Consider the following 21,089-nt stretch of genomic DNA (forward strand, 5'->3'; position numbering starts at 1 on the left):
GCGTCTTCGGTGCTTCGATTTCTACAGCCGATAGAGGTTATGATGAGGACGGACTTTTTCGTTCCAGATTGGATAAAGTGATCGCTTCGTGACTACCCAGCATGCCGAGTCTCCGGTCTACACGGGGAAGATGACGGCGGGCCGCAAAGCCCGGGCTTACGTGGCGCTCACCAAACCGCGCGTCATCGAACTCCTGCTCGTGACTACCCTGCCCACCATGATCTTCGCCGAGCGGGGCCTGCCGTCCCTGGGCCTGATCCTGGCCACCATGGTCGGCGGCGCACTGGCTGCCGGCAGCGCCGGCGCCTTCAACTGCTATATCGACCGCGATATGGACAAGCTGATGAAGCGGACAAAGAACCGTCCGCTGGTCACCGGCGAGGTCTCGCCGCGGGAGGCCATGGTCTTCGCGTGGGTACTGGGCATTGTCGCCATTGCCCTGCTGTGGTTCGGCGCCAACCCGCTCACGGGCCTCCTCGGCGTCGGGGCCATTTTCCTGTACGTGGTGTTCTACACCCTGATCCTCAAGCGCCGCACTACCCAGAACATCGTCTGGGGCGGCGCTGCCGGCTGCATGCCCGTGCTGATCGCGTGGGCCGCGGTCACCAACAAGGTGGAATGGCCGGCCATCATCCTGTTCATGATCATCTTCCTGTGGACGCCGCCGCACTACTGGCCGCTGTCCATGAAGTACGGCGAGGACTACCGCAACGCCAGCGTGCCGATGCTCGGCGCTGTGGCCGGTGCGAAGCTGGTCTCCGTCCAGGTGGTCCTGTACGCCTACGCCACGGTGGCCTGCTCGCTGCTGCTGGTTCCCGTGGGCGGTGCCGGCTGGGTCTACACCATTGCCGCGCTGCTGTCCGGAGGCTGGTTCATCGCCGAGGCGCACAAGCTGCACTCCCGGGCGCAGCGTGAAGAGCTCAATGACAAGTCCGCTATGAAGGTCTTCCACCTCTCCATCAGCTACCTCACGATCCTCTTCCTGGCCCTGGCCGTGGACCCGTTCGTGGGCAGCGCCCTGGTCTAGCTTTCCGCTGTACGGCGGCCGGATCCCCTCGGGGGTCCGGCCGTTGTTGTTTCCGGGGTTGGCTGGTGGCCGGGTGTCTGGAGCGACGGGCTCCGGCCGTTCCGGCGCTCCGGGCGTTCCGGGCGTTCCGTAACGGCGGCAACGAAACTCCCGGCTCGCAGAGCTCGCGGGGAGTATTAAAGCCGCCTAACCCGGAACGTCCTGCACGTCTGTTGCAGCAGCACGTGGCTCATCGGGCTGCAGCAACGGTTCATCTACTGAGCAGATAACGGGCTTTAGGACACCGGATAACCGCGTTATCTGCTCAGTAGACGGGGCGGTAGCCGGGAGCATGGAGGATGGAGGGGCTTCGGCCGGACATCCAGCCCCCTGCGCGCACAGCATCCCAGTCGATGGGGCAGATGTTGCCGGTGGGGTCACGCCCGCCACAGGAGCACCAGGGTGTGGGACACTGTGCAGCGGACGACCCCTGCGCGCACAGCATCCCAAACTATGGGACTCCTGTTGCCGGTGGGGTCACACCCCGAACAGCAGTACCAAAGCGTGGGACGCTGTGCGGGCACGCCCCCTGCGCCAAGAGAGCCAGGAGAGCAGGAGACCCTGGAAAAGGGCACAGACCCCCGGACACAAAAAAGGGCCGGACCCCGCGGGGGAGTCCGGCCCTTTCCTCGGGAACTGAAGGTCTACTTCCGGCCAGTCCGTTCGCGCCGGCCGAACCGAACCTTCCGGGCAGCCTGCGCCTGTGCCAGTGCCACGGCAGCACCGCCGGGGACCTGTTTGTTGAAACCGATGTACACGGCCTGCGCAGCGGCTGCCGTCAGCAGGCACGCACCAAGCATGTGCAGCGCCACCAGGGCGATCGGCAGGTGCAGGAAGTGCTGCGCGTAGCCGATGGCCGCCTGGGCCAGGACGACGACGGCCAGCAGGGCCACGGCCTTGCGCACCCGGGCATCCGCGCCCCGCCGGTAGACCAGGTACAGGGCCACGGCCAGGGCAAAGACCAGCAGGTACACGGGCACCACGTGGATGCGGGTGACCAGATCCGGGTTCAGGCCGTTGCGGGCGGCACCGTGGTCGCCGGCGTGCGGGCCGGAACCGGTCACGACAACACCCAGCACCACCGTGAGGGCGGACAGCACACCGATGGCGCCCAGCACGGGGCGGAGGCTCTTGTCCGCCAGCGGCGCGTGGCGTGCCTGGAGATCCAATGCGGACAGCCGGGACCGGTTGACCATCACCACGGCCGCGCTGATCATCACCGTCGAGGCAAGGAAGTGCAGGCCCACCACCCACGGGTTCAGGTCGGTCAGGACGGTAATTCCGCCGATCACGGCCTGGGCGGGAACGCCGGCCAGCAGGGCGATGGACAGCCACCACAGATCGCGGCGCTCGGCCCGGATCCGCCAGACGGAGAACACCGTGGCGAAGGCAATGGCCGTCAGCACGAAAGTGAGGAGCCGGTTGCCGAACTCGATGACGCCGTGCAGGCCCATTTCCGGCGTCGTCACCAGCGAGTCCGCGGTGCACAACGGCCACTCCGGGCAGCCGAGGCCGGAAGCCGTCAGACGGACCGCGCCGCCGGTCACCACAATCACGATGTTGGCCACCAGCGAAGCCAAGGCAAGGTTGCGGATCAGGGGTCCGGCAGCAGGGCTGTTCGATTGCCGGGCAGGGACCCCGGCCGAGGTCTGTGACACGGTTTCTAACTCCATTTGAACCAGCGGACAGCACCGAGGCCGCCCAGTATTGTCCACGCCAGAAGGATCAGCGTGGCGGAAATATTGAACTGCGAGTCGATCAGGGCCGAGCGCAGGGCGTCGCCCAGGGCCGCCGAGGGCAGGACTTCGATGAACGGCTGCAGCACTCCGGGCAGGTTGCCTACCGGGATGATGATACCGCCGGCCGCCGCCAGGAGGATCCAGAGCAGGTTCGTGATGGCCAGTGTGGCCTCAGGCCGTACCGTGCCGGCGACGAGCAGGCCCAAAGCTGTGAACGCCACCGCACCCAGGACCAGCTGCACCGCAGCCGGGAGTACCCCGCTCAGTTCCGGCTCCCAGCCGAACAGCAGGGCGACCACCGAGACCAGCACCACCTGGATGGCCAGGACGGCCAGGACCGCAATGACCTTTCCGGCAATCAGTCCGGTCCGGCCCAGCGGCGTGGTGGAGAGGTAGCGGAGCACACCGTAGCGACGGTCGAAACCGGTCGCGATGCCCTGGCCGGTGAAGGCGGTCGACATGGCGCAGAGCGCGAAAATCCCAGGGGCGGCCATGTTGATCCGGGGAGTTCCGTAGCCGTCCAGCAGGGGAGTGACCACCAGGGCCACCATGGCAAGCAGCGGCAGGACCACGGCGAGGATCAGCTGTTCGCCGTTGCGCAGCATGGTGAGGGCCTCGTAACGGCCCTGGTTCAGGATGCGTGCCGGCAGCGACGCGGGAGCGCTCATCGGATAGCCCTTCCGGAAAGATCAAGGAAAACGTCCTCGAGGGTGCGGGAGGCCATGTGCACGGAGGACGGCAGGATGCCGTGCTCCGCCCACCAGGCGGCCAGCGCGGCCAGGTCCTGCGGAGTCAGGGATCCGCGGACGGAATAGTGGCCGGGCGCAGCTTCGGAAACCTCCAGGTGGCGCAGCGGGCCGGAGGCGAGGCCGACGACGTCGAGCCCGGGGCCGGCGTCGAACGTCAGGAGGCGCTGTTCGGCCGGGGAGCCGGTGGCGGAGGTCAGCTCAGCGACCGTTCCGGAAGCCACGGTCTTGCCGGCGTCGATGATGTAGACGTAGTCCGCGAGTTTCTGCGCGTCGTCCATCAGGTGGGTCGTGAGGATGATGCCGAGGCCCTCGGCCCGCAGCTCCTCGATCAGCTCGAAGACAATCTGCCGCGACTGCGGATCCAGGCCGGCGCTGGGCTCGTCCAGGAAAAGCACTTCCGGGCGGCCGATCAGCGCGGCGGCCATCGCCAGGCGCTGCTTCTGCCCGCCGGAGAGGCGCCGGATGCCGGTGTTGGCAAAGCTGCCGATGCCCAGGCGCTCCACAAGTTCGGCCACGGGGCGCGGGGACTCATACATCCGGGCAACGTGTTCGAGGAGGGCAACGGGACGGGCCGACGGCGGGAGGCCGCCTTCCTGCAGCATAACGCCCACGCGGCTGCGCAGGTGGGCGTCGGCGCGGTAGGGGTCCTGCCCGAGCAGGCGGATTTCCCCGCCGTCAATGGACTGGAGGCCCTGGGCGCATTCCAGAGTGGTGGTTTTACCGGCGCCGTTGGCGCCGAGCAGGGCAGTGACGGAGCCGCGGCGGGCTGTGAAGTCGACGCCGGCGAGCACACGGATCATTTTGCCGTCGAGACCAGCAACCGGGCCGCAGTCCTTGATCAGACCTTTAATGGTCAGGCAGGGTTCATCGGTAGGCACCTGCATATTCTACGTTAGGTAGTACAGGCCGCCCGCACGGACAGCCGCCCCCGCCACTGCGGCAATAGCAAGCCTTGCCTTAGTGGAATCAGGGAACAGATTAGGACATGCTTGTGTTGTGTATTCTGTGAGCAACTCTGAACCCAAGGCAGCAGCCGTACCAGCTGCTGCCCGCGAAGCGGAGGAGCGCACCCGGGACAAGGTTCTGGGTGCGGTTCTGGAACACGGCCCTGTCAGCGCAGCCGAGCTGGGCGAACGGCTGGGCTTCACGCCTGCCGCCGTGCGCCGTCATCTGGATGCGCTGTCCGGGAAGGGCCTGATCCAGGTCAAGCTCGTCCGCAATTCCTCCTCCGGGGCCGGAAGGCCCGCCAGGCGCTATGTGCTGAGCCCGCAGGGCCAGGCGCACCTGGGCAACGACTACCTCGACATCGCCACGGAGGCGCTGCGCCAGCTCGGTGCCGCGCTCGGCCCGCAGGCGATCGAGGCTTTCGCCGCGGAGCGCTTCGGCCGCATGGAGGAACGCTACCGTCCCGTGGTCGAGGCCGCAGGGCCCGACGTCGGCGACCGCGCCCAGGCGCTGGCCGCGGAACTGACCAAGGACGGCTTCGTGGCGTCAACCACCATGATCGGCGCCGCCGCGAGGAAGAGTACGTTGCTCAGTGTCCAGCTGTGCCAGGCACACTGCCCCATCCAGGGACTCGCCACGGCCTACCCCGTCTTCTGTGACAAGGAGACCGAAGTTTTTGCCCGCCTCCTCGACGTGGACGTCCGCCGACTGTCCACGCTCTCCCGGGGCGGTCACGTTTGTACGACCCACATCCCAGTGGGTCGGACCCGATCCGCGCCGCAGGTTCCACTGCGCGTCGAGACCAACCAGTCCACATCCATTCATCAGCAAGAAAGGCCGTGATGACGGATCAAGTAACCCAGAAGCCAACGGCACCTTCATTGGTGCCGGAGTCTGTGATTTCAGACATCCTGGAAAAGAACCCCGAGCTCGAGGGCATCGGTACATACGAGTACGGATGGGCCGACTCGGACGTTGCCGGTGCAACCGCACGCCGCGGCCTGAGTGAGGAAGTCGTCCGCGACATTTCGGCTAAGAAGAGCGAGCCGCAGTGGATGCTGGACCTTCGTCTGAAGGGCCTGAAGTACTTCGAACGCAAGCCCATGCCGACCTGGGGTGCAGACCTCTCCGGCATCGACTTCGACAACATCAAGTACTTTGTGCGCTCCACGGAGAAGCAGGCCAACACCTGGGAAGACCTTCCCGAGGACATCCGCAACACGTACGAGAAGCTCGGCATCCCCGAAGCTGAGCGCGGCCGCCTGGTTTCCGGCGTCGCAGCGCAGTACGAGTCCGAGGTTGTGTACCACCAGCTCCGCGAGGACCTGGAACGCCAGGGCGTTATCTTCCTGGACACGGACACGGCGCTGAAGGAACACCCGGAAATGTTCCAGGAGTACTTCGGCACCGTCATCCCCGTCGGTGACAACAAGTTCGGCTCGCTGAACACTGCCGTGTGGTCCGGCGGTTCCTTCGTCTACGTCCCCAAGGGCGTTCACGTGGAGATCCCGCTGCAGGCCTACTTCCGTATCAATACGGAGAACATGGGCCAGTTCGAGCGCACGCTGATCATTGCGGACGAGGATTCCTACGTCCACTACATCGAGGGCTGCACCGCACCGATCTACACGTCGGACTCGCTGCACAGCGCCGTCGTCGAAATCATCGTGAAGAAGGGCGCCCGCGTCCGCTACACGACCATCCAGAACTGGTCCAACAACGTGTACAACCTGGTGACCAAGCGCGCCATTGCACACGAGGGCGCCACCATGGAATGGATCGACGGCAACATCGGCTCCAAGGTCACCATGAAGTACCCGGCTGTCTACCTGGTCGGCGAGCACGCCAAGGGTGAGACCCTGTCCATCGCCTTCGCCGGCGAAGGCCAGCACCAGGACACCGGATCCAAGATGGTCCACATTGCTCCGAACACCAAGAGCTCCATCATCTCCAAGTCCGTGGCCCGCGGCGGCGGCCGTGCCGCTTACCGCGGCCTGGTCCAGGTCCGCGAAGGCGCCACGCACTCGGCCAACACCGTGCGCTGCGACGCCCTGCTGGTGGACACCATCTCCCGCTCGGACACGTACCCGTACGTGGACATCCGCGAAGATGACGTCACCATGGGCCACGAAGCCACTGTTTCCCGCGTCAGCGAGGAGCAGCTGTTCTACCTCATGTCCCGCGGCCTTCCCGAGGACGAGGCAATGGCAATGATCGTGCGCGGCTTCATTGAGCCGATCGCCCGTGAACTGCCGATGGAATACGCCCTTGAACTCAACCGCCTCATCGAACTCCAGATGGAAGGAGCCGTCGGTTAATGTCGAAGCTTAACGACGTCGTCGAAACCGTGACCGAAAAGGTCAGCAATGTAGTGGAGGAGGTCAAGGCGAAGGTAGGTTCCCCCAAGGAAACCAACCGTGTGCGCATTGACGGCTTCACCGAGGAGGGCGAAAACCTTTCCCCGCTGAACGAGGATTCCTCACCGCTGGGCGGCGACAGCAGCAAGTCCCACAGCCACGGTGGCGGAGAGGGCATTCCGGACAGCTCACGGGCCGGCCGCACCACCTCCTTCCACCGTGCTGACTTCGGCAAAATGACCGGCCGTGAAGAAGACTGGCGGTTCACCCCGCTCAAGCGCCTGCGCGGACTGCACACCGCGGACCTCGACGGAACGGCTCCCGAGCTGGCCGTCGTCGCCCCCGACGGCGTGCGGGTCGAAAGCATTGCCCGTACGGACGCGCGCATCGGTTCTGCCGGCATCCCCGAAGACCGGGTTGCCGCCGCCGCATGGGAGGACTTCCGCGAAGCCACCTCCGTGACCATCCCCGCCGAAACCGTCATTGACGGCAGCGTCACGCTGACCATCAACGGTGTCAGCAAGGATCCGGCCGCCCAGCACATCGTCATCACCGCGGAGAAGTTCTCCAAGGGCGTGGTGGTCCTGGACCACAAGGGTTCGGCTGTGCTGTCCCAGAACGTGGAAATCGTTGTGGGCGACGGCGCGGAACTGACCGTTGTCTCCGTCCAGGACTGGGACGACGACGCCGTGCACGCCTCCGCGCAGTACGCGAAGATCGGCCGTGACGCGAAGTTCAAGCACGTCGTCGTCAGCCTCGGCGGCGACCTGGTGCGCGTCACCCCGTCCTCCAAGTTCACCGCCACCGGCGGCGACGTGGAAATGTTCGGCCTGTACTACGCAGACGCCGGACAGCACCTGGAACAGCGCCTCTTCGTGGACCACGCAGTGGCCAACTGCAAGTCCCGCGTGATGTACAAGGGCGCCCTGCAGGGCCGCGACGCGCACACCGTGTGGGTTGGCGACGTCCTGATCCGCAAGGAAGCAGAAGGCACCGACACGTACGAAGTCAACCGCAACCTGCTGCTGACCGAGGGCGGCCGCGCCGACTCCGTACCGAACCTGGAGATCGAGACCGGACTGATCGAGGGTGCCGGCCACGCCAGCGCCACCGGTCGGTTCGACGACGAGCACCTGTTCTACCTGATGGCACGCGGTATCCCCGAGGACACTGCCCGCCGCCTGGTGGTCCGTGGCTTCCTCACCGAGATCATCCAGCAGATCAAGGTCCCTGCCCTGGAAGAGCGTCTCATCGACGCCGTCGAGCGCGAGCTCGAAGCCTCCGGAGCCTACTGAGACTCTGAGCCCGGGTGCCGGAAAAACTCCGGCACCCGGACTTTGGTCGCCTTCCATCCCCAAAAGCTTAGTAACGCACCCGCGGGTGCAAAGGAGAAAGCCAACTCGCATGTCTACTCTTGAGATCAAGGATCTTCACGTCAGCATTGAGACCGAACAGGGCCGCAAGCCGATCCTGAAGGGTGTCAGCCTGACCATCAACACCGGTGAAACGCACGCCATCATGGGCCCGAACGGCTCCGGCAAGTCCACCCTGGCCTCCACCATCGCCGGCCACCCGCGCTACAGCGTGGACAGCGGTACCATCACTCTCGACGGCGAAGATGTCCTCGCGATGAGCGTTGACGAGCGTGCCCGCGCCGGTCTCTTCCTGGCCATGCAGTACCCGGTAGAGGTTCCCGGCGTCACCATGACCAACTTCCTGCGCACCGCCAAGACCGCGCTCGACGGCGAGGCCCCCTCGCTGCGCCACTGGACCAAGGACGTCAAGGCGGCCATGGCCGAGCTGCGCATCGACGCGGACTTTGCCCAGCGCAACGTCAACGAGGGCTTCTCCGGCGGCGAGAAGAAGCGCGTGGAGATCCTGCAGATGGAACTCTTCCACCCGAAGATCGCCATCCTCGACGAGACCGACTCCGGCCTCGACGTCGACGCCCTGAAGATCGTCTCCGAAGGCGTTAACCGCGAGCACTCCAAGGGCGGCATGGGTACGCTGCTCATCACGCACTACACGCGTATCCTTCGTTACATCAAGCCCGACTATGTACACGTCTTCGTTGACGGCCACATCGCCGAGCAGGGCGGCCCGGAACTTGCCGACCGCCTCGAAGAAGAAGGCTACGACCGCTTCACCGGTGCCAACGCCGCCGCAGCCGGCGCGTAGTAAAGACAGCTGAAGGAGTAAAAATGAGCGACTCCGAACTGGCCACCACGTCCCTTGAGGACGTCGAAGAGGCACTGAAGGACGTCATCGACCCCGAACTCGGGGTGAACGTCGTTGACCTCGGGCTGCTCTACGGACTGAAGTACGCCGAAGACGGTGCACTTCTGATCGACATGACACTGACGACGGCGGCCTGCCCGCTGACCGATGTGCTTGAAGAGCAGACTGCCCAGGCCCTGGACGGTGTCGTCGATGAGTGGCGACTGAACTGGGTATGGATGCCGCCGTGGGGACCTGACAAGATCACCGACGACGGCCGCGACCAGATGCGGGCCCTCGGCTTCAACATCTAAAGGTTTCCGCTGCCTGCAGCGGAACCACCAACAGAAAGGGCCGCTTCCCGATACGGGGAGCGGCCCTTTTTCGCGTGCTAGCGTGTCCGCCATGGGGAACAGCACGCATTTTCATGACCAGTATCTGGCGGCCTGGAACGAAGCCATGGCGTCCGGGGACAGCACTCCGATTGAAACCTTCCTGTCGCCGGATTATCACGGGTGGCTGGGGTCCGAAGCAGCCGCCACTGAGCCGTTTGACGCGGTGACGGCCCGCGCAGGGTTTGGCGGCACAGTTTCCGCGCTGCGGGGGAGCACCGTGCATGCGGACTTCCGGACCGTCACGCCCCGCGGCCGGGACGAGGCAGTGGTGTTCTACGAAATGACGTACCGTTCGGGCGGCGACGTGACCGGGCGGGCCCTGCTGATGGAATCCTGGCGGCTTGATGACGGGCGCTGGCTGCTCTGCCGTGACTTTACGGAAGTAAACGTCGGGCAGCCGGGGGCCTAGGGTGCAGGGGCACTCTTTGCCTGGCCAGGTCTTCCGGGTCGGGTCTTTACGGGCCGGCGCGGGTTCGACGGGAGTTGAGAAAAGTGGCATCAGTACCGAAAGGCGGCACCCAGATGGGCCGTAGTCCCAGCCGTACCGAAATAAGCCTTGTGCTGTCCCATGCGCTCCGTCATGCTCCGGAGAAGTATGCCCTTGAGCTGGATCCCGAAGGATGGGCCCCGGTGGATGATGTGCTGGCTGCGCTGCACCGGTTGGGTCCGGAGTGGGAATCCGTGGACGAGCAGGTGCTTCAGAACGTGCTTGACGCGGCGGAGAAGAAGCGGCACCAGATCAGCAACGGACGCATCCGCGCAGTGCACGGCCATTCCGTGGCGGTCCAGCCTGCAGGGGAGCCGGGTTCGCCCCCGGCGGTGCTTTTCCACGGCACTGCCCGTGCTGCCGTTCCCGCAATCCGTGCATCCGGGCTCCTGCCCATGAAGCGGCAGTCCGTCCACCTTGCGGAAACCGTTGACCAGGCCCGTCAGGTGGGCCGGCGCAAGGACGCCGATCCCGTGATCTTTACCGTGGATACGGACATCGCGGATGCACAGGGAGTAAGTTTCTACCGATCGGCGTCGGGTGTTTGGCTGTCCGATGCCATACCCGCATCCGCTGTGGGGCTGCTGGAGACCTGAGCTGAGGGCCGCCGGGTGAAAGCCAGGGATGAGCTGGTCTCCGGGATGCCGGTTGGGCGGCCGCTGGATCGGCGGACGCTGGCTGGGTGAACCCGGCGACTGTTTCCGGGCTGGTTTCCAGGAGCCACAGTGACGCGTCGGGGCCGGCGAGGCATAGGCGGACCTACGGGGCGGGCGGGGTTCGCTGGCGGGCCGGCGTCGTCCCCGCGGCAACTGCTGCCTGGCGACCGAATGGGTCCCCGCCAGTGATCATTGGCGAGCCAATCGGTGGCTGTTTCGGGACTAGGTAGTGGCCTTAGAAAGACAGGTATTTAAGGTTTTGCGAGGGGACGTTTTGGGCCTGTTTTTGGCCCGGAAATGTCAGTGCCGGGTGAAATCCTGAGGGTATGGATCAGCTCGGGAACACCGGACGGACAACCGAAGAGCAGGGCAGTGAAGACCAGCAGCCAACCGGGCAGATTGGTGAAGCAGATACGCCGCGTGCGGCCTGCTCTTTGTCGGTGTACCGGGCGGAACTGACTGCCGAACCCGTCGGGAATGCTGACGTTGACGCGGGTACCCAAACTTCTGCTGCCGCTCCCGAGAACGACTCTGAGGCCGGCACCCAGCCTGCCGACAATCCCGTACCAGATGTGAGGCTTGGCGCTGCGGGCCCATCCGTCTCCGAACCAGCCAATCCCGGAGCTCCCACCGCCACTGATTCCGGAGACGATTGTTCAGCCCCCGATTCCGGAGGTCCCGCAGTTTCCGATTCCGAAGGCCGGAATCCTGCCGAAGGATATCCGGACGGCTTCACCGGAACACTGGCCCTGCAGAACCTCGAATCCTTCGACGCGCAGACCGTCGGGGAAGCCCTGTCCCGGATGGCGCATCTGAAGTCCTGGGTGCAGGCACAGGAGGCCCGGCTGATGAACCGGATGCAGGAGGCTTTCCGCGACGATTTCCATGCCGCGTCCGGACGGCTCGAACCGGCAATGGCGTTCAGCCTCGCGGCGTCCGAATGCGCGGTCATCCTGAACATCCCGCAGGTCACCGCGCAGCGGCTGATGTTCGAAGCGGGCCTGCTGTGCGGCCCCCATGCCGCCACCCTGGCCGGGCTGGAAGAAGGGCAGCTTAGTTTCCAGCATGCGCAGGTGGTGTTGGAGCAGTGCGAGACCGTTCCCGCCGGGAAACTGCCCGAGTTTGAAGCAGACCTGCTGAAAGCTGCAGAAGGGAAGACCCGGGCCCAGTTCTCAGCCAAGGCCAGACGCTTGCGTGAAACGACATTCCCCGACACCGTCACCAAACGGCATCTGACGGCGTTCGAGCAGCGCAAGGTCACTTTGGACCGGGAAGAAGACGGTATGTCCTGCCTCTCCGCGTACCTGCGGGCCGAGGAAGCCCAGCAGATCTACACGACCCTCAGCACGGCGGCCCGGGGTGAGCAGGCGGCCGGCGATTCCCGGACCACGGACCAGCTGCGTGCGGACATCCTCGCGCAGCTGCTGATGGGCGGTCTTGACCCAACACTGGTGAGTGCAGGTACCGGCAGCAGCAGTGATGTCCGTAAAGGGACCGGCGGTGTTCGCGGTCCGGAAGGCGATGTCGAGACTGTGACGGGCGGGGGACGCGGGACCGGCAAGACCGGCGCGGGCGGGACCGGCTGCGACGACGGCGGTATCGTGCCGCGGGCGGAAATCATGGTCCTCATCAACGCTGAAACCCTCTTCGGAGCCGACGACCAGCCCGCCGAATTGCACGGGTACGGACCTATCAGCGCTGAAGCGGCCCGACGACTCGCACGGAACGCTGCCGGCTGGACCGGTTTGGCACAGGATCCGGAGACGGGAGAGATCCTCGGGGTAGGACGGCGCCGAAAAGTCCCGGCCGGCCTCAGACGCTGGCTCCGCGCAAGGGATGGAACCTGTCGTTTCCCCGGCTGCAGGGTCAGTACCGCGAACTCGGATATCGACCACACCACCGACTGGGCACAAGGCGGCCCCACGGATCACGGGAACCTGGAGCACCTCTGCCGGCGGCACCACCGGTTCAAGACCCTGGGCTACTGGACAGCCTTCCAACCGACACCCGGAGTGATCGAGTGGACCTCACCGGCAGGCCGGGTCTACCGGACCGAACCCTTCCTAGAACTGGGCCGGCCGCAAGCTGGACCACCGGACACAGCAGCGGACCCGGTGGTAGGACATCGGCAAGTGGCAACAGCGCCCTTCTAATCCGGACCGGTATAGGAGCGAGCATCCAACGGACGGACCCTTCGGGGACAGGGTCCGGTTCGGTCCACGCCCGCCGGTTCCGTGGTCCGCTTCGGACCACGGGCCTGCCTCGGTCCTGGGTTCTGGGGTTTGCTCCCAATTCCGCAGGCCAGGCAGGGCCCAGACCCTACGGGTTAGACAGGTCCGATGCGCTGAAGGTATCGCACGTTTCCAGGCTGCCGCCGTCGTTGTAGCCCGCCAGGAACCAGGCCTGGCGCTGGGCGCTGGAGCCGTGGGTCCAGCTTTCCGGGTTTACCTGTCCCGTGGCTGAAGCCTGGATCCGGTCATCGCCGATGGCAGACGCCGCAGAGAGGGCGTCGCTGATGTCGGTCTCGGTGAACGGTGCCAGGAACGGCACGTCCGAGCCGGGAGCGGGCTGGTCCGCCGCATGCCGCGCCCACAGGCCGGCATAGCAGTCGGCCTGCAGTTCGGTCCGCACCGACGCGGACTCCGCACCCTGCGGGTCCGCGTTCCGGCCCGCACTGGAGCCGGTGATCTGCTGGATATGGTGCCCGAACTCATGCGCAACAACGTATTCCTGGGCCAGCGGACCGCCGGAGGAACCGTAGTTCGTGACCAGGTCCGAGAAGAACGCAGTGTCGTAGTAGGTCTGCTCGTCCGCAGGGCAGTAGAACGGACCGACAGCACTGGTGGCAGAACCGCAGCCGGTGCTGGTCCGGTCCGTAAAGAGAACCACCCCGGGCTCGGTGTAGGTCAGGCCGTAGCCGTCCAGATACGGTGCCCAGAAGCTGTCGAGGCTTTCGGCAGTACCAAGGATGCGGCAGTCCAGCCGTTCGTTGGCGTCTTCACCGTTCAGGCAGGTGTCGATGCTTTCCGACTGCGCCTGGCCGGCAGCCACACCGGATCCGTCACTCAGCCCCAGCCCGTCAATCACGTCCGATCCGAAGAACAGGGACAGGATCAGCAGCAGACCGCCGCCCAGTCCGCCGCCTACGGCGATGCCTTTGCCCTTGCCGCGCCGGTCACTGACACGGGAGGAATCCAGACGCGCGTTGTTATTGAAACTCATGCCCTCAGGTTATCGGTTGCCTTTGGCAACCTCCGCGTCGGAGGTCCTTTCGCCGATGCCCCGTGCGGCCAGCGCGTCACCGGTCTGCCGGGCATAGGCAACAGCCCGGATGACCACCGGAACGGTGAGGGCACGGGGATTACGTTCCAGCCCCCGTGCCATGGCCGATTCACGGACATCCCGCGCCGAGCCGAGCAGGAACGGAATGCTGCGCAGCATCAACGCCAGGGTCAGCCCGAACCGTTCCGGGTCTGCGCCCAGCGGCCGCAGCGGACGCGCCAGGGAGACCAGTCCCTCCAGGAGGTCCTGCGGGGGAGTAGTCAGTGTCAGAAGCCGGGCCGCCGTCACGCAGACCACAATATTGCCGGTCACCATCACCGCAGCCTCTGCGCCGGAAGCCCACCACTGGAACGCCCCCAACAGCACCAGGATCGGCCACATCGAACGCAGCGGCTGCCAGGACATCCGCAGCAGGCGTGCAGCCGTGTACCCGGCAACCACCAGGACCACGGCAACCGCAAGCACCACAGGGGAGCGCAGCACCAGCACGGCCACGGACAGAACCACCAGGGCAGCCACCTTCAGCCCCAGCGGCGCCGTATGCACCGGAGAGGTGCCCCGCCGGTACGCCGCGAGCAGATCCGTAGACCGCGCTGAACGCTTCATCCCACCCCCAGCGCCAGCGCCCGGTAGGCGGCTATGCCTTCGCGCGGACCGCCGTCGAACACCACTGCACCGCCGTCCATCACCAGCACCCGGTCCGCATCGGCTGCGAAATCAAGGTCATGGGTGGTGTAGATAACCTGCTGGGGGAGTGATGCGAAGACCCGCCGCAGCCGTGCCGTGTTCCGCAGGTCCAGCAGGGTACTGGGCTCATCCGCCACCAGCACGGCAGGTTCCACGGCCAGCACGGAGGCCAGCGCCATCAGCTGCCGTTCGCCGCCGGAGAGGTCGTAGATGCTCCGGTCCGCCAGCTCCAGCAGCCCGAGGGCATCCAGCCGGGCTTCGGCCGCGGCACGGCGCTGGCCCCGGTGCCGGATGGATGCGCGCAGGGACAGTTCGACGTCGTCCCGGCCGGTGGGCATCACCAGCTGCGAGAGCGGATCGGTGAAGACAAACCCGACGCGCCGCCGCACGGCCGCCCCGTGTCTGGCAGTGTCCAGGCCGTCCACGCTGACCGTGCCGGTGTCCGGCAGCACCAGTCCGTTCAGCAGTTTCAGCAGCGTTGATTTGCCTGAGCCGTTGGCGCCGATGACGGCGGTGCGCGCAGTATTCAGCTCCAGCGACAGCGGATGCAGGATCGGCTCGCCGGACGCAGCGCCGCCGCCGTCGTCGGCGGGCAGCACACCGGCGTCCTGCAGGAGGATCGAGGGCATCAGCGGCTCCGGCGCTCCGGAGCGGCCATCGATGGGAAGGCCTTGAAGACGCTGACCGCCACCACGGCCGCAAGCACGTTCTTGATGACGTCCCCGGGCCAGAAAGCCATGTCCGCTGCCAGTGCTGCGGGGAAGGACAGATGGGCGTTGAGCATCAGCCCCGCAATTCCCGCCGGGTGAACAACGAGGAAGCTCGTGGCTAGTGCCGCGGCGAAGAGCAGGGCGGGACGGGCCCGGCGCGTACGCCGCAGCACTAGACCGGCCAGCAGCCCGACGACGGCGGCGGCCACGGGGAAGGACAGCAGGTAGCCGGCGGACGGGCCGGCCAGGACGCCCAGGCCTCCGCTGAAGCCGCTGAACACCGGCAGTCCGGCCAGACCGGCAAGCAGGAAAAGGCCGACGGCGGCCGCGCCCCGCGCCGGTCCCAGGAGCATGCCGGTGAGCATGACCGCCAGTGTTTGCAGGGTGATCGGCACGCCGGCTCCCAGCGGCACCCCTGGGAGAAGGGAGAAAACCGCGGTAAGGGCAGCAAAAACGGCAATCAGTGACAGGTCCGCCGATGTCCACCGGCGGCTTCGGGGGCGCGGCCGGCTGCCGGAAGAACCCTGGCTGCCGGTGCCGGGGACAGACTGCGGCGCATCGGCCGAAGTGTTGTTCATCGCTGCACTTTTCCTTATAGGGGAAGAAAAACGGACCGCATAACGTTTTGAACAGTAGCTGCGCCGGTGGCGGATTCCATTGGAGGTTTTCTACAAATGGACTCTGGCGGCTAGACTGGAAAGGCTGTTCCGGCCAACCAGGCCTATATGACCGGTCAATGTGACCCTTCCCGCCTCGGTGGATTCCCACCGTTTCGAGGCCCGCGCACCGCGCAGCGTATCCGCAAGACAAAAACCTTCGAAAGGTCCACTGAGTGATTTCCGTATCTGGTCTTGAGCTGCGCGCAGGCGCACGCCTTCTCTTGGAAGCGGTTTCGTTCCGTGTGGACAAGGGAGACAAGATCGGGCTGGTGGGCCGCAACGGCGCCGGCAAGACCACCCTCACCAAAGTCCTCGCGGGCGAGGCCCTCCCCGCCGCCGGCACAGTCAAGCGCGTCGGCGAGATCGGCTACCTTCCCCAGGATCCCCGCACGCCGGACATGGATCAGCTTGGCCGTGACCGCATCCTCTCCGCCCGGGGCCTGGACAAGGTTTCCGCGCAGCTGAAAAAGTGCCAGGACGAAATGGCCAGCGACGATCCGAAGATCTCGCAGAAGGCCATGAACCGCTATGACCGGCTGGAGTCGGAGTTCCTCTCCGCCGGCGGTTACGCGGCAGAGTCCGAGGCAGCCTCGATCTGCGCCAACCTGGCCTTGCCGGACCGGCTGCTGAACCAGCCCCTGAAGACCCTCTCCGGCGGCCAGCGCCGCCGCGTGGAACTGGCCCGCATCCTGTATTCCGATGCCGAGACCATGCTCCTCGATGAGCCCACCAACCACCTCGACGCCGATTCCATCGCCTGGCTGCGGGAATTCCTGAAGAACCACACCGGCGGCCTGATCGTGATCAGCCACGATACCGAGCTGCTTGAAGCCACCGTCAACAAGGTCTTCAGCCTGGACGCGAACCGCGCCACCATCGATATCTACAACATGGACTGGAAGCGCTACAAGGTCCAGCGCGAGACTGACGAGCGTGCCCGTAAGCGTGAGCGTGCCAACACCGAAAAGAAGGCCGGCATCCTCCTGGCCCAGGCCAACAAGATGAAGGCCCGCGCCTCCGGTGCCTCCGCGGCGCAGAGCATGCTCAAGCGCGTGGACCGCCTGATGGGCGGCCTGGACGCTGTCCGCGCCAATGACCGCGTGGCAGCCCTGCGCTTCCCGGATCCGGCTCCGTGCGGCAAGACTCCCATGACAGCCGAAGGCCTCAGCAAGAGCTACGGCTCGCTGGAGATCTTCACCGACGTGGACCTGGCCATCGACCGCGGGTCGAAGGTGGTCATCCTGGGCCTCAACGGTGCCGGCAAGACCACCCTGCTGCGGATGCTCGCCGGCGTGGACACCCCTGACACCGGCAGGGTCATCCCCGGACACGGGCTCAAGGTCGGCTACTACGCCCAGGAGCACGAAACCCTGGACACGGAGCGGACCGTGCTGGAGAACATGCGGTCCGCCGCCCCGGACATGGACGATGCCGAGGTCCGCAGCGTGCTGGGTTCCTTCATGTTCAGCGGCGACGACGTCAGCAAGAAGGCCGGAGTCCTGTCCGGCGGCGAGAAGACGCGTCTGGCCCTGGCCACCATCGTTGCGTCCTCCGCCAACGTCCTGCTCCTGGATGAGCCCACCAACAACCTGGACCCCGCTTCCCGTGCGGAGATCCTGGGCGCCCTCAGCAACTACACCGGAGCCGTGGTGATGGTCAGCCACGATGAGGGCGCCGTTGCCGCACTGAACCCGGAACGCGTAGTCCTCCTGCCCGACGGCGACGAGGACCACTGGAACGAGAACTACCTTGATCTGGTGACCCTGGCCTAGCCGGACCCTGCACAGACACTAACGGCCCTGCTCCGATTTGGAGCAGGGCCGTTAGTGTCTGGCGGGGGGGGTGCCTAGTAGCCCTGGGCGTCCAGGATGGCATCCTCTTCCTCTTCGCCCGTGGGGCCGCGCCTCTTACGCGGCGGACGACGTCGGGACGGGGCCGGGTGGGCGGCGATGATGTCGTCCTCGTCCTCTTCGTCGTCGTCAATGCCGTCGTAGTAGCGGTTCAGTGCTTCCTGCCGCGCGGCATAGCCCAGGCCGATGAACATCATCAGTGCGAAGCCGTACCACTGCAGGCCGTAGGAGAGGTGCAGCCCCTCATCCACCTCCGGCCGCGGTGCGCCTTCAGGTGCGACGGCGGCACCCGGGTCCTCGCTCGCCATCAGGCCGTAGGAGCCCTGGTGCAGCGGATAGTCCAGCTGCTCCGCGAAGGCGCCCAGATCGATCGAGGGAAGCTGGCCTTCAGGGGCGGAGCGGGTCAGGGTGGGTTCGGCGGCCTTGATCCGGGCCACCACGCTTACCCGTCCCTCGGGGGCGGCAGGGATGCTGTCCGGCCTGCCGGCCTCGTCGTCGCCGATCGGCAGCCAGCCGCGGTTGACCGCCACGCTGGTGCCGTCATCAAGCTTCAGCGGCACCAGGACTTCATAGCCGGGCCGGCCCTTCAGGGGACGGTTGCGGATGATGCGCTGCTCGGAGGAGTCGTACGTCCCCTCAAGCTTCACGGGCAGCCATTCTGCTGCTTCGTCATACGTATCGAAGTATTTGCCGGCCTCCTCGTACGGTACGGGTTCGGCGTCGTAATTGGACTCGATGAGGGCACTGTCGGCCAGGGAGGCGTCGCGGCGGTCCATCTGCCACCTGCCCAAACCGATGCAGGCAGCCGCCAGGACACAGACGAGCACAAACCAGCCGAACCAGCGGGCCGAAAAGAGGAAACGGTACATCTACTCCGTCCCGCCTTCGCCCAGCGGGAGGGTTTCCTTCCAGAGGCCGCGCGTGCGCAGGTAATCCTCCAGCCAGTCCCGGTGCTCATCGCAGGACAGCCAGGTCTTGCGGCGTTCCGGCGTGTGGATCCGGGGGTTGTTCCACAGCAGCCGCCAGGCGGCGTCGAGCCGGCAGGCTTTCCGGGAGCACACCGGCGTGCCGGCGCCTGTATCGGCAGAGTTGCCGGAAAGTGAATCGAGGAGGTTCATGCTGGGGGATCAGGCCTTGTCTTCGTCGTTGATGTCGTCGTCATTGTCTACGATTTCCCCCGACAACACAGTGGTTTCGGGGGTTTCTTCGGGTTCTTCCGCCGCCCGCGGCGCGTCCAGGGCAGTGGCCGGTGGGCGGTCTATCATCGCGTCGCTGGAGGTCATCAGGCGGGTATCCGAGCCGCCGTTGGCCATGATGACCGCAAAATAGGGGAGCACCACCGCACCGGCAATCACCACCCACAGCAGCCAGCCGTGGACAAAGAACATCAGGAACAGGCAGACCACGCGGATGCCCATGGACACGCCGTACTTGATCATGCGGGTGCGCATTTCATCCGTGTGCGGGCTGGGTGCGTCGGTGATTCTGGGGACGCTCTCCCCGCGGTTTGTGTCCCTAGCCATCAGTAGCCATCGGTAGTCTTCCTCACCCTCCAAACAGGTTCGTTCATTCTCTCACTCGCAGCGTCGTTGCAGAAGTTGAATCCGGCGCACGTAGGATCGAAGCGACCCCCAATCCCTGGCTGAAAGTAGGAACATCCGTGCAGAACACTCCAGAAACCCCCGCCGGCCGCAGTGTCCTGGTGACCGGCGGAAACCGCGGAATCGGGCTGGCAATCGCCAAGGCGTTCCTCGCCGGCGGTGACCGCGTGGCCATCACCTACCGCAGCGGCGAGGTTCCCGAGGGAATGCTGGGAGTCAAGGCGGATGTGACGGACATGGCATCGGTCGACGCCGCGTTCACCGAGGTGGAGGCCGCCCACGGTCCGGTGGAAGTCCTTGTAGCCAATGCCGGGATTACGCGGGACACTCTGCTGCTCCGGATGAGTGAAGACGATTTCTCCGACGTGATCGATACCAACCTCACCGGCGCCTTCCGGGTGGTCAAGCGGGCGTCCAAGGGCATGCTCCGGATGAAGAAGGGCCGGGTGGTGCTGATTTCCTCGGTGGTCGGACTCTACGGTTCGCCCGGGCAGATCAACTACGCGGCCTCCAAATCCGGACTCATCGGCATTGCCCGGTCCCTCACCCGCGAACTCGGCTCCCGCAACATCACCGCCAATGTCGTGGCCCCGGGATTCATCAACACCGACATGACCCGCGCCCTGCCCGAAGATACGCAGAAGAACTACCTGTCCTCCATCCCCGCCGGCAGGTTCGCCGAGCCGGAGGAAGTTGCCAACGTGGTGCGCTGGATTGCCGGCGACGAGGCAGGCTACATTTCCGGTGCGGTCATCCCGGTCGACGGCGGCCTGGGCATGGGGCACTAGCTCCGGCCAACGCCGTGCCCGCGAATCCTTGGAGGTTTCCTCAACTGCCGGCCGGGACCCCGGCTGGCAGGATGGGTTCGGAGAGCTGAACGCTTAGATACTTTCTACAAAAGGAGATCCCATGGGCCTGCTGCAGGGCAAAGCCGCGATCGTCACCGGATCATCGCGCGGAATCGGAGCCGAGGTGGCGCGCTTCTTGGCCGCCGAGGGCGCCGGCGTCGTCGTCAATTACCGCCAGAAGGCACCGCGCGCCAACAAGGTGGTGGCGGCTATCGAGGCCGACGGCGGACGTGCGGTGGCCGTGGGCGCGGACCTCACCGCCGCGGAAGGCCCGGCTGCCCTCGTGGCGGCAGCACAGGAGAACTTCGGCGGGCTCGACGTCCTCGTGCTGAACGCCTCCGGCGGCATGGAAACCGGTGTGGAGGAGGACTACGCGCTGAAGCTGAACCGCGACGCGCAGGTCAACATGCTCAATGCAGCGCTTGACGTTATGCCGGCCGGTTCGCGGGTGGTTTTCGTCACCAGCCACCAGGCCCACTTCATCCGCTCCGTGCCGACCATGCCCGAGTACGAAGCAGTGGCCCTCAGCAAGCGTGCCGGCGAGGATGCGCTGCGGGCTCTGCTGCCGCAGCTGGAGGAAAAGGGCATCTCCCTGGTGGTGGTCTCCGGCGACATGATCGAAGGCACCGTGACGGCGACCCTGCTGGACCGGGCCAACCCCGGCGCCATCGAAGCCCGGCGCGAGGAAGCCGGCCGGCTTTACTCCGTGCAGGAGTTCGGCGCCGAGGTGGCGCGCATGGCCACTGCCGATGTTCCGTCCGGACACACCGAATATGTGGGCGGCGCGGATTACCTGTCCGCAGATGCAGCAGCCGACCGGGCGGGCGACCCCGCCTAGGGC

The 21,089-nt window shown here is 65.8% G+C and carries 22 protein-coding genes; 12 read left to right on the forward strand and 10 right to left on the reverse strand.

Annotated features, from left to right (window positions below; all coding sequences use genetic code 11):
- The first annotated feature begins 130 nt into the window (after positions 1-130).
- A complete protein-coding gene (locus tag N2K95_RS08380) occupies positions 131-1,027 on the forward strand; it encodes a heme o synthase (RefSeq protein WP_260653767.1) in 897 nt (298 codons plus the stop codon).
- A 683-nt stretch (positions 1,028-1,710) separates the two neighbouring features.
- Here N2K95_RS08380 and N2K95_RS08385 read toward each other — a convergent pair.
- The 3 genes from N2K95_RS08385 to N2K95_RS08395 are packed head-to-tail and all read right to left on the reverse strand — an operon-like array spanning position 1,711 to position 4,438.
- Positions 1,711-2,724 carry a COX15/CtaA family protein gene (locus tag N2K95_RS08385; RefSeq protein ID WP_260651204.1) on the reverse strand — a complete coding sequence of 338 codons (1,014 nt, stop codon included), beginning with the start codon at positions 2,722-2,724 and terminating at the stop codon, positions 1,711-1,713.
- Between the two features lie 5 nt (positions 2,725-2,729).
- Positions 2,730-3,473, reverse strand: a complete 744-nt coding sequence (locus N2K95_RS08390; RefSeq protein WP_260651205.1) for an ABC transporter permease — start codon at positions 3,471-3,473, stop codon at positions 2,730-2,732.
- Complete coding sequence (locus N2K95_RS08395; protein ID WP_255792094.1) at positions 3,470-4,438, reverse strand: ABC transporter ATP-binding protein; 969 nt, start codon at positions 4,436-4,438, stop codon at positions 3,470-3,472. Before N2K95_RS08395 ends, N2K95_RS08390 begins: the two co-directional genes overlap by 4 nt.
- Positions 4,439-4,550: 112 nt before the next feature.
- On the opposite strand from N2K95_RS08395, the gene N2K95_RS08400 reads away from it, so the two are divergent.
- The 8 genes from N2K95_RS08400 to N2K95_RS08435 all read left to right on the forward strand — a co-directional run bounded on the left by N2K95_RS08400 (position 4,551) and on the right by N2K95_RS08435 (position 12,764).
- Positions 4,551-5,342, forward strand: a complete 792-nt coding sequence (locus tag N2K95_RS08400; RefSeq protein ID WP_407080072.1) for a helix-turn-helix transcriptional regulator — start codon at positions 4,551-4,553, stop codon at positions 5,340-5,342.
- A complete protein-coding gene (sufB, locus tag N2K95_RS08405) occupies positions 5,342-6,817 on the forward strand; it encodes a Fe-S cluster assembly protein SufB (protein ID WP_255792092.1) in 1,476 nt (491 codons plus the stop codon). Before N2K95_RS08400 ends, sufB begins: the two co-directional genes overlap by 1 nt.
- Entirely contained in the window at positions 6,817-8,151 is a 1,335-nt protein-coding gene (gene sufD, locus N2K95_RS08410; protein WP_260651207.1) for a Fe-S cluster assembly protein SufD, read from the forward strand. Before sufB ends, sufD begins: the two co-directional genes overlap by 1 nt.
- A 109-nt stretch (positions 8,152-8,260) precedes the next feature.
- A complete protein-coding gene (gene sufC, locus N2K95_RS08415) occupies positions 8,261-9,034 on the forward strand; it encodes a Fe-S cluster assembly ATPase SufC (protein WP_255792090.1) in 774 nt (257 codons plus the stop codon).
- Positions 9,035-9,057: 23 nt separating this feature from the next.
- Positions 9,058-9,387 (forward strand): metal-sulfur cluster assembly factor, encoded by a 330-nt coding sequence (locus tag N2K95_RS08420; protein ID WP_229948292.1) that lies wholly within the window; start codon positions 9,058-9,060, stop codon positions 9,385-9,387.
- Between the two features lie 91 nt (positions 9,388-9,478).
- Positions 9,479-9,877 (forward strand): nuclear transport factor 2 family protein, encoded by a 399-nt coding sequence (locus N2K95_RS08425; protein ID WP_260651208.1) that lies wholly within the window; start codon positions 9,479-9,481, stop codon positions 9,875-9,877.
- A gap of 113 nt (positions 9,878-9,990) precedes the next feature.
- Positions 9,991-10,551: an RNA 2'-phosphotransferase gene (locus N2K95_RS08430; RefSeq protein ID WP_260651209.1), complete on the forward strand. Its 561-nt coding sequence runs from the start codon at positions 9,991-9,993 to the stop codon at positions 10,549-10,551.
- Positions 10,552-10,937: 386 nt separating this feature from the next.
- Complete coding sequence (locus N2K95_RS08435) at positions 10,938-12,764, forward strand: HNH endonuclease signature motif containing protein (protein ID WP_260651210.1); 1,827 nt, start codon at positions 10,938-10,940, stop codon at positions 12,762-12,764.
- Between the two features lie 166 nt (positions 12,765-12,930).
- Here the strand turns inward: N2K95_RS08435 and ypfJ are convergent, their stop codons facing one another.
- From ypfJ to N2K95_RS08455, 4 genes are read right to left on the reverse strand one after another with little or no spacing between them, the layout of a single operon-like run.
- Positions 12,931-13,833: a KPN_02809 family neutral zinc metallopeptidase gene (gene ypfJ, locus N2K95_RS08440; protein ID WP_255792084.1), complete on the reverse strand. Its 903-nt coding sequence runs from the start codon at positions 13,831-13,833 to the stop codon at positions 12,931-12,933.
- Between the two features lie 9 nt (positions 13,834-13,842).
- The gene (locus N2K95_RS08445; protein ID WP_260651211.1) at positions 13,843-14,499 is read right to left on the reverse strand and encodes an energy-coupling factor transporter transmembrane component T; all 657 of its coding nucleotides are present in this window, start codon (positions 14,497-14,499) and stop codon (positions 13,843-13,845) included.
- Positions 14,496-15,209 (reverse strand): energy-coupling factor ABC transporter ATP-binding protein, encoded by a 714-nt coding sequence (locus tag N2K95_RS08450; RefSeq protein WP_260651212.1) that lies wholly within the window; start codon positions 15,207-15,209, stop codon positions 14,496-14,498. The genes N2K95_RS08445 and N2K95_RS08450 overlap by 4 nt, the downstream gene beginning before the upstream one ends.
- Positions 15,209-15,868, reverse strand: coding sequence for a biotin transporter BioY (locus tag N2K95_RS08455; RefSeq protein ID WP_260651213.1), 660 nt, complete (start codon positions 15,866-15,868; stop codon positions 15,209-15,211). Before N2K95_RS08455 ends, N2K95_RS08450 begins: the two co-directional genes overlap by 1 nt.
- A 254-nt stretch (positions 15,869-16,122) precedes the next feature.
- Between N2K95_RS08455 and N2K95_RS08460 the strand changes: the two genes are divergently transcribed.
- Positions 16,123-17,721, forward strand: coding sequence for an ABC-F family ATP-binding cassette domain-containing protein (locus N2K95_RS08460; protein WP_255792079.1), 1,599 nt, complete (start codon positions 16,123-16,125; stop codon positions 17,719-17,721).
- A gap of 74 nt (positions 17,722-17,795) precedes the next feature.
- Here the strand turns inward: N2K95_RS08460 and N2K95_RS08465 are convergent, their stop codons facing one another.
- The 3 genes from N2K95_RS08465 to N2K95_RS08475 are packed head-to-tail and all read right to left on the reverse strand — an operon-like array spanning position 17,796 to position 19,322.
- Entirely contained in the window at positions 17,796-18,668 is an 873-nt protein-coding gene (locus tag N2K95_RS08465; RefSeq protein ID WP_260651214.1) for an SURF1 family cytochrome oxidase biogenesis protein, read from the reverse strand.
- Positions 18,669-18,917 (reverse strand): hypothetical protein, encoded by a 249-nt coding sequence (locus N2K95_RS08470; RefSeq protein ID WP_255792077.1) that lies wholly within the window; start codon positions 18,915-18,917, stop codon positions 18,669-18,671.
- Between the two features lie 9 nt (positions 18,918-18,926).
- Positions 18,927-19,322, reverse strand: a complete 396-nt coding sequence (locus N2K95_RS08475) for a DUF3099 domain-containing protein (protein ID WP_260651215.1) — start codon at positions 19,320-19,322, stop codon at positions 18,927-18,929.
- 137 nt (positions 19,323-19,459) lie between these two features.
- On the opposite strand from N2K95_RS08475, the gene N2K95_RS08480 reads away from it, so the two are divergent.
- A complete protein-coding gene (locus N2K95_RS08480; protein WP_260651216.1) occupies positions 19,460-20,188 on the forward strand; it encodes a beta-ketoacyl-ACP reductase in 729 nt (242 codons plus the stop codon).
- 121 nt (positions 20,189-20,309) lie between these two features.
- Entirely contained in the window at positions 20,310-21,086 is a 777-nt protein-coding gene (locus N2K95_RS08485) for an SDR family oxidoreductase (protein WP_260651217.1), read from the forward strand.
- Positions 21,087-21,089: the final 3 nt, after the last annotated feature.

It is taken from the genome of Arthrobacter zhaoxinii, assembly GCF_025244925.1.
GTDB lineage: Bacteria > Actinomycetota > Actinomycetes > Actinomycetales > Micrococcaceae > Arthrobacter_B > Arthrobacter_B zhaoxinii.

What these genes read in the sequence shown, in the direction of transcription:
- N2K95_RS08380 (WP_260653767.1), top strand. Translation starts at nt 131, where the DNA reads ATGACGGCGGGCCGCAAAGCCCGGGCTTACGTGGCGCTCACCAAACCG.
- N2K95_RS08390 (WP_260651205.1), bottom strand. Translation starts at nt 3,473, where the DNA reads ATGAGCGCTCCCGCGTCGCTGCCGGCACGCATCCTGAACCAGGGCCGT.
- N2K95_RS08395 (WP_255792094.1), bottom strand. Translation starts at nt 4,438, where the DNA reads ATGCAGGTGCCTACCGATGAACCCTGCCTGACCATTAAAGGTCTGATC.
- sufB (WP_255792092.1), top strand. Translation starts at nt 5,342, where the DNA reads ATGACGGATCAAGTAACCCAGAAGCCAACGGCACCTTCATTGGTGCCG.
- sufD (WP_260651207.1), top strand. Translation starts at nt 6,817, where the DNA reads ATGTCGAAGCTTAACGACGTCGTCGAAACCGTGACCGAAAAGGTCAGC.
- sufC (WP_255792090.1), top strand. Translation starts at nt 8,261, where the DNA reads ATGTCTACTCTTGAGATCAAGGATCTTCACGTCAGCATTGAGACCGAA.
- N2K95_RS08420 (WP_229948292.1), top strand. Translation starts at nt 9,058, where the DNA reads ATGAGCGACTCCGAACTGGCCACCACGTCCCTTGAGGACGTCGAAGAG.
- N2K95_RS08425 (WP_260651208.1), top strand. Translation starts at nt 9,479, where the DNA reads ATGGGGAACAGCACGCATTTTCATGACCAGTATCTGGCGGCCTGGAAC.
- N2K95_RS08430 (WP_260651209.1), top strand. Translation starts at nt 9,991, where the DNA reads ATGGGCCGTAGTCCCAGCCGTACCGAAATAAGCCTTGTGCTGTCCCAT.
- N2K95_RS08435 (WP_260651210.1), top strand. Translation starts at nt 10,938, where the DNA reads ATGGATCAGCTCGGGAACACCGGACGGACAACCGAAGAGCAGGGCAGT.
- ypfJ (WP_255792084.1), bottom strand. Translation starts at nt 13,833, where the DNA reads ATGAGTTTCAATAACAACGCGCGTCTGGATTCCTCCCGTGTCAGTGAC.
- N2K95_RS08445 (WP_260651211.1), bottom strand. Translation starts at nt 14,499, where the DNA reads ATGAAGCGTTCAGCGCGGTCTACGGATCTGCTCGCGGCGTACCGGCGG.
- N2K95_RS08450 (WP_260651212.1), bottom strand. Translation starts at nt 15,209, where the DNA reads ATGCCCTCGATCCTCCTGCAGGACGCCGGTGTGCTGCCCGCCGACGAC.
- N2K95_RS08455 (WP_260651213.1), bottom strand. Translation starts at nt 15,868, where the DNA reads ATGAACAACACTTCGGCCGATGCGCCGCAGTCTGTCCCCGGCACCGGC.
- N2K95_RS08465 (WP_260651214.1), bottom strand. Translation starts at nt 18,668, where the DNA reads ATGTACCGTTTCCTCTTTTCGGCCCGCTGGTTCGGCTGGTTTGTGCTC.
- N2K95_RS08470 (WP_255792077.1), bottom strand. Translation starts at nt 18,917, where the DNA reads ATGAACCTCCTCGATTCACTTTCCGGCAACTCTGCCGATACAGGCGCC.
- N2K95_RS08475 (WP_260651215.1), bottom strand. Translation starts at nt 19,322, where the DNA reads ATGGCTAGGGACACAAACCGCGGGGAGAGCGTCCCCAGAATCACCGAC.
- N2K95_RS08485 (WP_260651217.1), top strand. Translation starts at nt 20,310, where the DNA reads ATGGGCCTGCTGCAGGGCAAAGCCGCGATCGTCACCGGATCATCGCGC.